The 13,516-nt window shown below is 40.0% G+C and carries 15 protein-coding genes; 4 read left to right on the forward strand and 11 right to left on the reverse strand.

Going from position 1 to position 13,516, the window contains the following annotated elements; genetic code table 11:
• Positions 1-34: 34 nt before the first annotated feature.
• On the forward strand, positions 35-583 hold the full coding sequence (locus LG336_RS16290) for an NADPH-dependent FMN reductase (RefSeq protein ID WP_404328535.1): 549 nt from the start codon (positions 35-37) through the stop codon (positions 581-583).
• A 178-nt stretch (positions 584-761) separates the two neighbouring features.
• Here LG336_RS16290 and LG336_RS16295 read toward each other — a convergent pair whose 3' ends face one another.
• The gene (locus LG336_RS16295; RefSeq protein WP_404328536.1) at positions 762-1,565 is read right to left on the reverse strand and encodes an IclR family transcriptional regulator C-terminal domain-containing protein; all 804 of its coding nucleotides are present in this window, start codon (positions 1,563-1,565) and stop codon (positions 762-764) included.
• Positions 1,566-1,746: 181 nt separating this feature from the next.
• Here LG336_RS16295 and LG336_RS16300 point away from each other — a divergent pair, with 181 nt between their 5' ends.
• A complete protein-coding gene (locus LG336_RS16300; protein WP_404328537.1) occupies positions 1,747-2,928 on the forward strand; it encodes a thiolase family protein in 1,182 nt (393 codons plus the stop codon).
• A gap of 162 nt (positions 2,929-3,090) precedes the next feature.
• The gene (locus LG336_RS16305) at positions 3,091-3,318 is read left to right on the forward strand and encodes a DUF2536 family protein (protein WP_404328538.1); all 228 of its coding nucleotides are present in this window, start codon (positions 3,091-3,093) and stop codon (positions 3,316-3,318) included.
• A 248-nt stretch (positions 3,319-3,566) separates the two neighbouring features.
• On the opposite strand, the gene LG336_RS16310 is transcribed toward LG336_RS16305, so the two are convergent.
• The 3 genes from LG336_RS16310 to LG336_RS16320 are packed head-to-tail and all read right to left on the reverse strand — an operon-like array spanning position 3,567 to position 6,776.
• Complete coding sequence (locus LG336_RS16310; protein ID WP_404333196.1) at positions 3,567-4,718, reverse strand: acyl-CoA dehydrogenase family protein; 1,152 nt, start codon at positions 4,716-4,718, stop codon at positions 3,567-3,569.
• A 17-nt stretch (positions 4,719-4,735) separates the two neighbouring features.
• Positions 4,736-5,587 (reverse strand): 3-hydroxyacyl-CoA dehydrogenase, encoded by an 852-nt coding sequence (locus LG336_RS16315; RefSeq protein WP_404328539.1) that lies wholly within the window; start codon positions 5,585-5,587, stop codon positions 4,736-4,738.
• A gap of 1 nt (position 5,588) precedes the next feature.
• On the reverse strand, positions 5,589-6,776 hold the full coding sequence (locus tag LG336_RS16320; protein WP_404328540.1) for a CaiB/BaiF CoA transferase family protein: 1,188 nt from the start codon (positions 6,774-6,776) through the stop codon (positions 5,589-5,591).
• A gap of 325 nt (positions 6,777-7,101) precedes the next feature.
• On the opposite strand from LG336_RS16320, the gene LG336_RS16325 reads away from it, so the two are divergent.
• Positions 7,102-7,911: an IclR family transcriptional regulator gene (locus tag LG336_RS16325; protein ID WP_404328541.1), complete on the forward strand. Its 810-nt coding sequence runs from the start codon at positions 7,102-7,104 to the stop codon at positions 7,909-7,911.
• Positions 7,912-7,991: 80 nt separating this feature from the next.
• Here LG336_RS16325 and LG336_RS16330 read toward each other — a convergent pair whose 3' ends face one another.
• From LG336_RS16330 to LG336_RS16360, 7 genes are all read right to left on the reverse strand, one after another.
• Positions 7,992-8,507 carry a GNAT family N-acetyltransferase gene (locus LG336_RS16330; protein WP_404328542.1) on the reverse strand — a complete coding sequence of 172 codons (516 nt, stop codon included), beginning with the start codon at positions 8,505-8,507 and terminating at the stop codon, positions 7,992-7,994.
• Between the two features lie 26 nt (positions 8,508-8,533).
• The gene (locus LG336_RS16335) at positions 8,534-8,986 is read right to left on the reverse strand and encodes a MarR family winged helix-turn-helix transcriptional regulator (protein WP_404328543.1); all 453 of its coding nucleotides are present in this window, start codon (positions 8,984-8,986) and stop codon (positions 8,534-8,536) included.
• A gap of 121 nt (positions 8,987-9,107) precedes the next feature.
• Positions 9,108-9,776: a hypothetical protein gene (locus LG336_RS16340; protein ID WP_404328544.1), complete on the reverse strand. Its 669-nt coding sequence runs from the start codon at positions 9,774-9,776 to the stop codon at positions 9,108-9,110.
• A 31-nt stretch (positions 9,777-9,807) separates the two neighbouring features.
• On the reverse strand, positions 9,808-10,668 hold the full coding sequence (locus LG336_RS16345; protein ID WP_404333197.1) for a DUF3231 family protein: 861 nt from the start codon (positions 10,666-10,668) through the stop codon (positions 9,808-9,810).
• Positions 10,669-11,323: 655 nt separating this feature from the next.
• Positions 11,324-11,596, reverse strand: a complete 273-nt coding sequence (locus LG336_RS16350) for a hypothetical protein (protein ID WP_404328545.1) — start codon at positions 11,594-11,596, stop codon at positions 11,324-11,326.
• A 66-nt stretch (positions 11,597-11,662) separates the two neighbouring features.
• Complete coding sequence (locus tag LG336_RS16355) at positions 11,663-12,061, reverse strand: DoxX family protein (protein ID WP_404328546.1); 399 nt, start codon at positions 12,059-12,061, stop codon at positions 11,663-11,665.
• Positions 12,062-12,132: 71 nt separating this feature from the next.
• Positions 12,133-13,383 carry an MFS transporter gene (locus tag LG336_RS16360; RefSeq protein ID WP_404328547.1) on the reverse strand — a complete coding sequence of 417 codons (1,251 nt, stop codon included), beginning with the start codon at positions 13,381-13,383 and terminating at the stop codon, positions 12,133-12,135.
• Between the last annotated feature and the right edge of the window lie 133 nt (positions 13,384-13,516).

Here is a 13,516-nt window from a genome sequence, read left to right on the forward strand (position 1 = left end):
CAAAAGATGAAGAACAAAAGTGGGAGGAATAATCATGAACATCGTTACCATCGTAGGAAGTCTAAGAAAAGAGTCTTATAATATGAAACTATTTAAAACAATAGAAGAGCGATACCAGGGAAAATTGAACATGACCATTGCCGATATCCGTTCATTGCCGTATTTTGATCAAGATGAAGAAAACAGCCCACCACAGGCTGTAAAGGAATTTAAAGAGGCTATATCAAAGGCCGACGGAGTCATTATTATTACACCAGAATACAATTGGTCGGTTCCTGGTGTGTTAAAGAACGCTTTAGACTGGGCTTCTAGAGTGGATAAGGTATTCATTGGAAAACCAGTGATGGCTCTTGGCGCTACGCTCGGGATGCTCGGAACGGTACGTGCGCAAATGCATCTGCGTGAAATTCTATCTTCTCCTGGTATTCAGGCTAAGATCCTTCCACCAGGAGGAAATGAAGTACTGATTGGGAGTGCCAATCAGAAGTTTGATGAACAAACAGGTCAATTGGTTGATAAAGGGACGCTTAATTTCTTAGATAGTAAAGTAGAGGCGTTTATTGATTTTGTGAAATTGGGGTAAATGTTCTAAAGTCACTTCGTCGTACTATATTTGAAATCTGAGGAAATAGGATCAATCGTACCTTAGTTAAATCTGACAGTACAAATAAAAACCGCTTGGATCTGTTCAATCCTTTCCAAGCGGTTTTAGTATTTTTATTAATGCTCCTCAACAGAAACAACTATGATAGGATTCTTAATTAACAAAACGATTTCATAAATCTGTTCATTTCTTCTGCTCCCCCTCTAAGTAATGGCAAAAATTCTTCTTTTATTTTATCCTCAGAGGTCCGCATCGAATTCGTGGAAATATTAATGGCGGCAATCGCTTCACCGTTTTTATTAAAAATGGGAATGGCAATGGAACGAAGGCCAACTTCTAATTCATCGTTCCCCTCTGCATAGCCTTTCCTTCTACAATCTTCAAAATTGACTTCCAGTTTGTCAAAATCCGTTATTGTGTAATCGGTAAAGGCTTCTACTTCTGCCTTTTTCCAAATCGCTTTTCTCTCCTCTGCTGGCAACCAAGCAACGAGCGCTTTCCCTAAGGAAGTCGCATAATACGGGAGCCTCGAACCTACTCTTAAATTCGTCCCAATGATCCTTTTTGCTGCACTTACTCGCAGTACATAAACAATGTCCGCATCATCTAATACAGCTAGATTGGTTGATTCCTTGATGGTCGATGAGATTCTTTCAAGAATAGGGTGCGCTAAATCTGGCAGGTTAAGTGATTCTAAATAGTGAGCAGCAAGATCCAAGACTTTAGGGCTTAGCTTGAATTTATTATCCTCGGTAAGAACGAGATATCCGAGGTCCACGAGGGTAAGCGCAAATCTTCGTACCGTTGCCTTATTAATTCCTGTTTTCTTTTCCAGCTCACTCAATGACATGGTGTTGTTACTAGAGTCAAACGCAGTTAAGACAGCAAACCCCTTTGCGACCGAGTTTACGAAATAATTTGATTCTGCTTTTTCCATTTCTTTAGCCTCTCTTATTTTCATTTGATTTCTCATTTCTCTTAAAACGAACAATACCATTGATTATTTTCTGAAAAGTTCTATAATTAAACTATAATACATTATTCGTATAACTATACGCATAGCGTACACATACAGAAAGCAAAATTCAACTATGAACAGATTTTTTATTTTAACAGTGTAATAGAAAGGAGCATTTATTCTTATGAGTCATGAATATGTAGTGGTTGAAGCGAAGCGAACAGCGGTTGGACGATTTGGCGGAAGCTTAAAGTCGGTAAATTCGGGGGATTTAGCCGCAGCAGTCATGAAGGATGTTCTCGCGTCTTCTGGGCTTGACGCTGAAATGGTCAACGAAGTCATCATGGGTGAGGTGCGACAATCAACAGAGTCCTCTAATGTCGCTCGGGTTGCGAGTCTTCGTGCAGGGATTCCGATTTCGGCGAGCGCCCATACGGTCAACCGTCTTTGTGCTTCTGGCATCCAAGCGGTAGTCTCTGGGGTGCAACATCTTGCCTTCCATCCAGATGAAGTGGTCATTGCGGGCGGTACCGAAAATCTGAGCCGAGCGCCAATCTACCTTCGAAATGCTCGTTTTGGAGAAGGCAATCCTTATACCGTCGATTCCAATCTTGAAAATGGCCAACAACCAATGGAAATGTATGGGAAAGATTTAGGAATGGGCGTAACTGCTGAAAACGTGGCGGAAAAATATAATATTAGCCGTGAAGACCAAGATGCTTTTGCTTTAGAAAGCCAAAACCGAGCGAAACAAGCATGGGAAGCTGAAAATTTTCAATCTCAGATTACCCCAATTCAAGTAAAAAACAAACGCGATTCTTTTTTATTTAGTAAAGATGAACATCTGCGCGAAACCACTTTAGAAAAACTATCTAGTTTAAAACCTGTTTTTAAAAAAGATGGAACTGTAACCGCCGGGAATGCTTGTGGCCGTAATGACGGTGCAAGTGCCCTCCTCTTAATGACAAAGGAAAAAGCAACATCACTTGGTTTGAAGCCACTTGCAAAGGTAAGCAATTGGGCCGTAGCAGGAATTGATCCTCGTTACATGGGTGTTGGACCCGTTCCGGCAGTCAATAAGCTGTTAGAAAAGACTGGCCTCGATTTAAACGATATTGGACTTATTGAATTGAATGAAGCCTTTGCGTCGCAATCACTTGCCGTCATCCGCGAACTTGATCTGGATATCAACAAAGTAAACGTCAACGGTGGCGCAATTGCGCTCGGACATCCACTGGGTGCAACTGGTGCGATTATCATCACGAAGCTGATTCACGAAATGTTGGCACGCCAAACACAATTTGGTCTAGCCACCCTTTGTATCGGCGGCGGTCAGGGCATGGCCATTTTATTAGAATCCTTGTAGTGGTCCTAGCTGGGACAAGGGGACAGGTCCCTTGTCCCACCAGACATATGACTCTTATTGAACGCCATAATAAGAAGCATCTATTTAATTCTCTTGCGAACCATTGAAGAATAATCAATCCAAATGATAAAATAAGGCTTATTATACCTTTTGGAGGAAAAGATGAGTTTACAACTGAATTTGGATTTTTATGAAGATAAAGTTGAGTTTTATGAGGCGGAAAGCATCAAAAAGTTAGAAGAAAAAATTCAAGCCCAAATTGAAAACAACAAAGCCCTTCTGCTCGGAGTCCATTCTGTCTCCCATCAAATGTACGTTGGCGAAGACGGACGTCGCTTTTATAGTGCCGTCGTCCATTTTAAACTTAAACAAAGTGCCGGCTTGAAATAAGACTACTGCTTTTGGTTCAGTTCATTAAGCTTATAAGTGGGATGGATAAAATGCCTTTGTCACAGTCCATCCTGTGCACGAAAGGATTCGTAGTGGGGATTAAAATCATGGGTTAATTATATAGAAGAAACTCGGAAAAGTGATAAAACATAAATATAGCTAGATTCCTTCAAATAAGGATTCTAGCTATATTCATGAACATTTTAATTTTACTAGTGCGGGTGATAGGTCATGCTCACTTGGTCAAATTAAAGATATTCCCGCTTCAACTGTGCAGCAATGATATTCTTTTGAATTTCAGATGTTCCTTCATAAATCTTTGTGATCCGGGCATCACGGTAGAAGCGTTCAATTGGGTACTCGGCAATATACCCAATTCCCCCGTGAATCTGAACCGCTTTGTCGGCTACGCGATTGTATACTTCAGAACCAAATAGTTTTACCATTGCGGCTTCCTTAATGACCTTTGCGCCTTGGTCGACCATTTCTGCTACACGGTACGTCATGCTTCTCAATGCTTCTGTATCAAGCGCCATTTCCGCCAAATAGTGTTGAATGATTTGCTGTTCAAAAATTGGCTTGCCAAACTGAATCCGCTCATTGGCAAATCTCACAGACATTTCTAGCAACTTTTCACAGGAACCAAGGTTTCTAGCTGCAAGTCCAGCACGTCCGTTGGCAAGAATTTTCAACGCATTCACATAGCCTTGCCCTTCTTCGCCAAGAACGTTTTCAACTGGAACTTCACAATCCTCAAAGAAAATTTCCGCTGACTGAGAGCCGTGAAGGCCCATTTTCTTTTCGTTTTTCCCGACAATAAAACCGGGGAAATCCTTTTCAACGATAAATGAAGTAATCCCTTTTGACCCTTTACTTGGATCCGTAACCGCCATAACTGTAAAGACATCCGCAATGGGAGCATTAGTAATATAATGCTTACTGCCATTTAAGATGTATTTATCACCTTTTCGGACGGCGGTTGTTTTCAAGTTGGTCGCATGGGAGCCCGCACTTGGTTCTGTTAAAGCAAAAGCACCTATTAATTCTCCACTCGCCATTTTTGGCAGGTATTTGCGCTTTTGAGCTTCATTTCCCATTTCAACAATCCCAACCGAACCAATCCCCGTATGAGCACCGATTACGGTCGTGTATCCGTTATGGGTTCTACCAAGTTCCTCATAAATCGCACATTTTCCAACCATGCCGATTCCAGTCCCACCATATTCTTCAGGAATGCTTAGTCCAAACAGCCCCATTTCTTTGGACATCGTCATGATTTTCTCAGGAATAGAATCAGTCTCTTCGATTTCCATCGCTAGTGGATCCACTTCATTGTCAATAAAGTCTCTTACGCCTTCTTTTAAAAATTTAATATCTTCGGATAATGATAGAGTTGTCATATGTGTCACGTTCCTTCCTATTTATTATAGTCGTAAAACCCACGACCAGATTTTCGTCCTAAACGTCCTGCCTTTACATATTTTGCTAGAATCGGAGCTGGGCGGTACTTCTCCCCTAATTGCGAATACAAATATTCCATGTTCCGTAAGCGACTGTCTAGCCCAACAAGGTCAGCCAGTTCCAGCGGGCCCATCGGGTGATTTAACCCAAGCTTAATGGCTTTATCAATGTCCTCCGCTGATGCTACTCCTTCCATCAACATGTTCATTGCTTCATTTCCAATCAAGCAGTTCATCCGGCTCGTCACAAACCCAGGAAACTCATTGACTTCAACCGTTTCTTTCCCCATTTGTTCAGAAACCTGTTTGATTGTTTCCACCGTTTCATCTGATGTATCTAATCCACGAATGATTTCAATTAATTTCATGCGATGAACAGGGTTAAAGAAATGCATGGCCACACATTGTTCAGGTCTTTTCGTTGCTGCAGCAATTTCGGTCGGGCTCATCGTTGACGTATTGGTTGCTAAGATTGCGTGTGCAGGTGCCCATTCATCTGCTTGTTGGAAAATCTTAATTTTCAAATCCATTTTTTCTAGAGCTGCTTCAATCATTAAGTCGGTATTGGAAACCGCTTCTTTCAGCTCTGTCGTATAGTGCAAGTTTTCAATTGCCTCAGAGGTTTTGCCTACCTCGATAAACCCCTTTTCCTCGCTTTTATTTAAAAGTCCTTCAATATATTCTCTTGCATTTTGTGTCGCTTGTTCAGAAATATCTTGTAATGTCACCTTGAACCCTGCTAATGCAGCAGTATAAGCGATGCCTCGGCCCATCGTCCCGCCGCCAATCACTGCGATATGCTTACTCATATTAAATAACTCCTTTCTCTTTAAAATTTTTAAGGTCTTCGCTATTGTATCCAAGTGTTTCTAGCACTTCTTTTGTGTTTTCACTTAATAAAGGTGGCGCCTTGCGTATCGACCCTGGTGTTTCGGATAACTTCAAGGGAACACCTAGCATTTTTAAGGCGCCAATGGTCGGATGCTGTACTTCTTGAACCATTTCACGATGGATCACTTGAGGATGTTCAAGAAGCTGAGCAATGTTATTGATGGGTCCGCTTGGCACGCCAGCGCGTTTTAATATGTCGATAATTTCTGCTGATTCTTTGGTTTTTGTATATTCTGTCAGGATGCCAACAAGTTCTTCTCTATTCGCGACGCGATTGATGTTTTCAGCGTATTTGGGATGATCCTTTAAATCATCAAGTCCTAAGGCATCACACATTTTCTTCCATAACCAATCATTCGGAACGCCAATAATGACATACCCATCTTTTGTTTCAAAAGCTTGATAAGGAACAAGCGATGGGTGGGCCGAGCCTAAACGCTCAGGCGCTTTTCCAGTTGCTAAAACGTTTTGACCTAAATAATTGGTCAATGAAACGATTGTTTCTAATAAAGAGGATTCAACAAATTGACCTTTTCCCGTCTTTTCGCGCGCATGGATGGCAAGGACAATCCCAAGGGCGGCATATAGACCAGTTGCTAAATCGACAACCGAAAAACCTACCTTGACCGGAGCTCTACCTTCCTCCCCCGTCACACTCATCAACCCTCCGAATCCTTGCATGATTAAATCGTAAGCTGGTTCATCTTTCATCGGACCGGAACGCCCAAACCCGCTGACTGCACAATACACGAGGCGAGGATTGATTTCTTTAAGCACGTCATAGCCTAATCCGAATTTTTCCATTGTTCCGTTGCGGAAGTTTTCAATCAATACATCGGCGTCCTTGACGAGTTGTTTGACAACCTTTTGTCCTTCTTCCGATTTCAGATTCAGTGTAATGCTTTTTTTATTTTTATTAAGACTCATAAAATAACAAGATTGGCCATTGATTTCGGGTGGAGTATAGCTTCGGGTTTCATCCCCAATCCCCGGCTGTTCAACCTTGATTACCTCCGCACCCATATCCGCTAATTGCATACTGCAAAACGGACCCGCAAGTGTTCTCGACAGTTCAAGTACTTTGATGCCTTCTAATGGACCAGCCATCTAAAAACACTCCTTCTTCTCATTCTTGTTCCATATATAAATTAAATGTACCGTATACGGAACGAATTAACCAAAAAAATAGTTTTTGTTAGAAAAGGTTTACAATTTGGAGAAACCTCATTTCGTCCCACATGCGGAATAATCGTACCTCTTACGGAACAATCATACCTCTTTTGTGCTTCCTTCGTCAATAAAATATTTAGAAAATTGGCTCTACCTAGTAAAATCTGTATCTTTTATAAAATTGACAAAACTCTTTTTCTATTTTATTCTTATTTACACCGTAAAGGAAGCGAACGGAAAGAAACTTAATGGGAGCTTAAAAATGGATAAAAACAATGTGAAAGAAAAGTCTGAAGTTCCTGCTCTTGAGTCAGCCATCGTGATTTTAAAATATTTAAGCCGGTTTACCACAACAGAACGAACCTTGTCACAAATTTCTAAGAACTTATCAATTAATAAAAGCACTTGCCATCGAATTTTAAAGGTATTAACCCAGTATCGGTTTGTCTCATTTGATGAGGATTCGAAACAATATACGCTAGGTCCATACTTAATTGTTTTAGGCTCAAGAGCAACAGAATTTGTTGATTATCTCAAACTTGCCAAGCCATTTCTCAAGTGGGTATCTGAGGAAACTGGAGTAACCAGTGTGTTGCTTGAACCGGCCTCGACCTCTCAAGACCGCTTGATGTATGTCTCCAAAGAAGAACCAGATTCGCCAAACAATCCGATTCAAGTAACGGTCAAATTAGGGCAGCAATTCCCTTTAACTGGCGCTTCATTTGGGAAATGTTACTTGGCCCATCTCGATGAGAAAAAACGGAATGAACTTATTCAAACAGTCAGTTTGAAGCCATTTACCGATAAGTCGATAATTGATTTGGAAACCTTCATGGAGAGTTTACAAGAGGTACGAAAAAAGGGATATGCAGTGAGTTATGAAGAATATACACCAGGCGTTTTCGGCATCTCTGCCCCCATTTTCAACTCATATGGCAAGATCTCAATGGTCATAGCCTGTCTCGGCTTCGCATCAAATGTGAACGAAGAATATGTCGCATTTTGTGGCGAAAAACTAAAAGAAGCCTCCACAGGAATTATGGAAGCAATAGGTGGGAAGAAACCTGAATAAGACAGAGGTGGGACAGAGGGACAGGTTCATTGTCCCAGGGTTCGAACGAAATGGGACAGTGTATATGTCCCTCTGTCTTGCTACATTATTTTCGTCATAATAAAGTCTGTTTGTTCTTCATCACCCATATAAAATGAGTGGGCTCCAGTTTGAACAAACCCCATTTTCTTATAAAACGCAATTGCATTTTCGTTTTTTTCCCATACGCCCAGCCAGATTTTCTTTTTATTCTGTTCTCCCGCAATTTCTATCGCTTTATTTAGCAAATATTTACCAAGCCCATGCTTTTGAAATTTATTCTTTATATAGACCCTCTCGATTTCAAGTGAATCGTTCCCCATTTCCTCAGTCTGAGCATCATTGATATTAACCTTTAAATATCCAGCTACTTCTTGATTAACATAAACAAAAAAGAATTGCGAAGAACGATTAGATAACTCTTTTTCTAATTGCGTCAAATTAAACGCCTTTTCCAAATAGGCGTTCATATTTTCGGGTGAATTCTGATGCTTAAAAGTTTCATTAAATGTTTCATAGCTAATTTCTTGAAGTTGATGTAAATCCCCAAGGGTACACTGTTTTGTATTTATGTTCATGTTAATTAGGTCGCTCCTTAATATCATTAATAATTTCTCTTGTTTCCCTTTTTTACATTCTCCCAGTCTTTTTCGATATTTTTTCTTACTCTTTGAAGAAGGTTAGATATGGTTTCTACTTCTCTCTCGGACAATCCATCTAATGCAATGGTATTAGAATAATTATTTTCTCTTAGAATTAAAGGATAAACGTTATTCCCTTTCTCTGTTGGAAAGAGTTTCTTTATTTTTTTGTTATCTTGATCGTCTTTCTTTTCAATAAAACCATTTGTTTCAAGCTTTTTGATTGCACGAGCTGCTGTTGTCCGATCCACTTTTATCATCTCCGCTAACTTTTCTTGAATGATTCCTGGATTTTCACATATTCGCACTAGGTACAAATACTGCCCTTTTGTAAGGTCATATTCTTTGAATTCAATATTACTAATAGAATCTAATGCCCTCGCAATCATTCCTATTTCACGTAAAATTTCCTTCATCGTTAGCTCCTTTGCACATGTTTTGTTGCAAATGCAATAAAATCAACTTACATTAAAGTTACCGTAATTTCGTTGCATTTGCAACAAAAAAAGGGACAGTGTACCTGTCCCTCTGTCCCACTCAGCCCCCCGTATGAGTGCCTGCATGTCCTTGATCTGACTCCTGTCCTTCTTCTTCGGATTCTTCCAAGTCATCTGGATAGGTTACCTCAGTGATTACTTCTTGAGTATCAGCGTCTTCTACAATGATGTCCACTTTATAATCGTCCGGATTTACTCCACTGAACAACTGATAGTACATTCCTGAAAAACCAAGACCGAAGACCGCAAACGAATCAAAGCTATTTTCGTATGCCTCTTTATCGACAATCATGGTAAACTCTGAGAATGAATCATTATGAGTAATATCTTGAATCGATGTAAAATCTTCACTATTTTTCATCTCATCAATTGAAGCAACCATTTCTGTCTGCATCTCCTGCATCATTTCCTTATGCTTCGCTTTGGACATTTTATAAGTAAGCGAACCATCATCGTTCTTTGTTACTTTAATGCCTTCTTTCTCTGCATCGGCTTTGGTGCTTTCAAGGTCCTCCTCGTCTTCAAAGAACGTAGCAGGCAATGTTATTTCAACATTTAACAGCCCTTTATCTACTTCAATTTGCTCACTGTTTTCTTCACCATTTTCCGTCCCAGCCTGATCTTGATTTGCTTTTTCTTCATCTGCAGATGAACAAGCCGTCAGCAATGCTATAATGAATAGGAAGGAAAAAAGGGGCTTCTTAATCATATCAACTCTCCTATCATGCTTTTTTCAATGTTTACCAGGTCCAACCGTATGCCTTAACCTCGACCGTTTTTACTTTGCTTGCAATATCTTTTGGAACCTCGGGGTAGCTTAGATCAAAGCCAGCTTCAGAACCCGAATTCACCCCAACATCGACACTTCCATTTAACACACCTAACAATGTTCCATCTTCCGCAAGTAACGCTGCAGAAATCCGAATATCATCTTGTAATTTATCTGTTGTATTTTTTACAAGTCCTGTCACTCGATAGGGTGAAGACATTTCATCCGTCCCTAGAAACCCTTTCACACCTGAAACCTCAAGTAAATTCGCATTCCCATCTGTTTCATCAAATGAAAAATTATACGTGGTCTCCTTATAGTCGCTAGGGTCAGTAATTCCCTCTAGAATTGTGGTTTCGGAGATATACGCTTGTTCACCGGGATCGACAACACCTGGGACCGAATAAACCATTGTAGCTGTGCCCAAAATGCTTCCGTCTTGACCTTTAAAGTTCATCTGTGTTTCTCCAATTTCTATAGGAACATCACCTGTATTTTCAAAAATGGCAGCAGAATGAACCCAAACTGTATCAATTGAATCTTTCCAAACCCCACCAGTAGATTTTACAATCTCAACAAGCTTTGGTTCTGATTGTGCCTCGTTGTCATCTGGGGATGATTCACTTTCCGTTGGCAGGGTAAGACCGTCTTGGGTAAATAGCTTCTTTAGTTCAGTCAGATTCTGGTTCGAGTGAGTAATCATCTTTTCAATAATTTTTTTAATTTCAGGATGCTCCACTGATTCATAAAAATATTCAAATAACCTTAGCTCCATCGTTATTTTTAAATGAGCTGACCAAATATTTGAAATTTCAGTGGTAGTTAAGCTTATAGCAGCTTATTTTCTTCTTTCGTTCTCATAATAAACACCCCTTCACAATCTAGTATTTCGATACGAACTAGACTTATGCATGATAGTACCATCATGACAACCTTGTTATTGACTTACTGTCAATGCCCCTGTAGTGGACTATTTGTTATCCATCAAGCCCCTTGTACAGAAAAAATAGTCTTCTCAATTTGGAGGACTATTTATATTGGTGTCGTAATCGCGTTTAACCTTTCATTCATCTTATCCCGACTCATTATTAATAGGTATCATGAACAAATCGTGCATCTAGACTTTTTCAGGCTGGCCTTGAAATAGGACATATTGAACTAGTTGAAAACAACAGAGTTCTTATGCTCATGGTTCATTATGTCTCCCACCAAATGTACGTTAGCGCAAGACGGACGAAGAGTTTCATAGACCGAGACATTTTTGCTATGCTAACAGTACGTACTGCTAAGCAATTAGTGACTTTCACCACCAAGTTATAGTTCATACTGGCGCACACCGAAAAATAAAGTCTTCTCAAATCGAGAAGACTACTTTTCATTAAACATCTTCAAATGCGTAAGGATAGACGTCCCACACTGTCTTCTTATGTTTGAGCAAATTTTAATAAATAAGTAATAAGTATGGCATGAGCCCTTCCCTGTCCCCTTTATTCCGCCTTTCTATTTGAATATTCAGATAATAATGATGTTAAACGTCCGTGCCCAAATTTAATTCTTTTCCCATCGAATTGATCTTGTTTGTAATGATTTAAAAAATAGACAATCAATTTTCTTCGCTTAAGGATATCCTTCGTTCCATTCTCATAAAACCAAGCATCAATCGTATTGTAAACACCTCGATTAAGCCCGTAACTTTTTTCACACCATTGTACGAAGGACAAATCAGGTAAATGGATGACATTGTCTTTCTTTTCCCGCATGCTTTCGCCCCCCTGTTCCAGGAATTTCAGGTAGAAGCACAGGGTACCTCCCCGAACCTCAATATTTTAGAATAAAAATGAATCTAGCGCATATTGACCAGGTCCGATTAAAGCAATCCCAATCGCAACAGCCAACAAAGTTAGGTTATATTCATAGCCATTTGCTTGGGCCCATAACCCATTTGAGCCATGTACCTTTACAATCGAAATAATCATGGTTCCGGCAATCATAATTCCTGCGAGTGGAGTTAAAAATCCTACGGCAAACATCACTCCGCCCACAAGTTCGACTAACCCTGCAACCAATGCCATGGTTACTCCAGGCTTTATTCCAATGGAGTCAAACCAACCTCCTGTCCCTTGTAATCCATGACCACCAAACCAGCCAAACAATTTTTGAGCTCCATGTCCAATGAATAAGATCCCAATGACCAAACGAATTAATAGTATCCCGATATTTATCATCCTTCTATCATTCCTTCCACTTCGCTCAAGGCATCACTTTGTAATCTTATTTCTCAGTGGTTTTGCATTGATTAGATTTCAGTCCCAGTAGGTGCATCTTGTTGTATCTTTTGTTTATTTATTTTAATTGGCGCTGTTTCATAGTAAAGGAATGCCAAGAAACCACATAGTACCGTACTACCAATGGCAATCCACATCGTTGCCACTAACCCGAACTTGTCTGCTGCTATACCCGCTAGCGTTGTAAATCCCACGCCGCCAATCAGTTCACCCATAGCCATAATGAAACCGACAGCTGTTGCCACATATTTAGCCGGAACCGATTCCGACGGCATATTTGACATAGACAGTACCATTGTCCCTACCCCAACATTGCCGATAAATGCGGCGATCATTAACCATACCATTTGACTGGTGCCTAATAAAATAAACCCTAATGGTGCAACTGCGGTTAAAAACGAAAAGAGAATCATCGTAGGTTTCCGGCCAATCTTATCTGAGATTGCAGGAACACCAAACCCCCAAAGAATGCCGCCTAATCCTAATGCAGCCATGATAAAACTCATATTGCTTGGGGACATTCCTTTATCGACTAAATATAGAGGGGTAAAAGTATTGATATTGATATACCAAGTAACAGTAAAGATGGCAACAAAAACGGAGACGACTACATTCTTATTTCTCAAAACTAATGACAAGGGAACTTTTTCCTCTGGTTTTTCATCTTCAACTGTTAATTCCTCTGGTTCTTTTACAACCTTCCAAATAAAGAAGAAGAGAATTAAACCTGGAATAATTGTAAGGAAAAATGTTGGTCTCCAGCCAAAGGTATTCGCTAATGCCACAATAATAATTGGCCCTAAGAAGCTGGCCAACAAAGCGGTTGATGAACTTTGGAACAAGCCCATGTTAAACCCGCGACGGTGGGGTGAGGATGCAACAGATAACAACGATTGAGCAACTGGGAATACTGGCCCCTCTGTGACCCCCATTAACATTCGAAAGATGATTAACATTAAAAATCCATTTGCTACCCCTGTTAACAGAGAGCAAAACGAAAATAAAAGAACAGAAATCATTAAAATATTTTTCTTTTTACCGATTTTGTCTGAAAAGAAACCGCCGAACCAACCCGAGCAAGCCCAGGTTAAAGAAAATGCTGAAACTATGATTCCAATATGGGTATTCGTTAATCCTAATTCTTCCGTCATGAATGGAAATAAGAAATTAAGTGCCAAGCGGTCAACGAATACGAAACCCCAAACAAAGAATAGCAAGATTAGTAATTTATTTTCATAGGTCCAGAACTTTTTAGTTTCCATAAATTGCACCCCATTTAAATTTTTTAAAAACGAAGGGACTTACCTTTTAATTCTTTCATTCGTTTCGTTCAACGGTAAAGTTGTATTGTTAATTAGAAAATGGGAGCATTTACCCTGAACATCTACTTCCCTT

Source organism: Mesobacillus maritimus (assembly GCF_044803185.1).
In the GTDB taxonomy this organism is placed as follows: domain Bacteria; phylum Bacillota; class Bacilli; order Bacillales; family Cytobacillaceae; genus Mesobacillus_B; species Mesobacillus_B maritimus_B.

Bases quoted from the DNA above. Each gene is read 5' to 3' on its own strand.
- LG336_RS16290 (WP_404328535.1), top strand. From the start codon at position 35: ATGAACATCGTTACCATCGTAGGAAGTCTAAGAAAAGAGTCTTATAAT.
- LG336_RS16295 (WP_404328536.1), bottom strand. From the start codon at position 1,565: ATGAAAATAAGAGAGGCTAAAGAAATGGAAAAAGCAGAATCAAATTAT.
- LG336_RS16300 (WP_404328537.1), top strand. From the start codon at position 1,747: ATGAGTCATGAATATGTAGTGGTTGAAGCGAAGCGAACAGCGGTTGGA.
- LG336_RS16305 (WP_404328538.1), top strand. From the start codon at position 3,091: ATGAGTTTACAACTGAATTTGGATTTTTATGAAGATAAAGTTGAGTTT.
- LG336_RS16310 (WP_404333196.1), bottom strand. From the start codon at position 4,718: ATGACAACTCTATCATTATCCGAAGATATTAAATTTTTAAAAGAAGGC.
- LG336_RS16315 (WP_404328539.1), bottom strand. From the start codon at position 5,587: ATGAGTAAGCATATCGCAGTGATTGGCGGCGGGACGATGGGCCGAGGC.
- LG336_RS16320 (WP_404328540.1), bottom strand. From the start codon at position 6,776: ATGGCTGGTCCATTAGAAGGCATCAAAGTACTTGAACTGTCGAGAACA.
- LG336_RS16325 (WP_404328541.1), top strand. From the start codon at position 7,102: ATGGATAAAAACAATGTGAAAGAAAAGTCTGAAGTTCCTGCTCTTGAG.
- LG336_RS16330 (WP_404328542.1), bottom strand. From the start codon at position 8,507: ATGAACATAAATACAAAACAGTGTACCCTTGGGGATTTACATCAACTT.
- LG336_RS16335 (WP_404328543.1), bottom strand. From the start codon at position 8,986: ATGAAGGAAATTTTACGTGAAATAGGAATGATTGCGAGGGCATTAGAT.
- LG336_RS16340 (WP_404328544.1), bottom strand. From the start codon at position 9,776: ATGATTAAGAAGCCCCTTTTTTCCTTCCTATTCATTATAGCATTGCTG.
- LG336_RS16350 (WP_404328545.1), bottom strand. From the start codon at position 11,596: ATGCGGGAAAAGAAAGACAATGTCATCCATTTACCTGATTTGTCCTTC.
- LG336_RS16355 (WP_404328546.1), bottom strand. From the start codon at position 12,061: ATGATAAATATCGGGATACTATTAATTCGTTTGGTCATTGGGATCTTA.
- LG336_RS16360 (WP_404328547.1), bottom strand. From the start codon at position 13,383: ATGGAAACTAAAAAGTTCTGGACCTATGAAAATAAATTACTAATCTTG.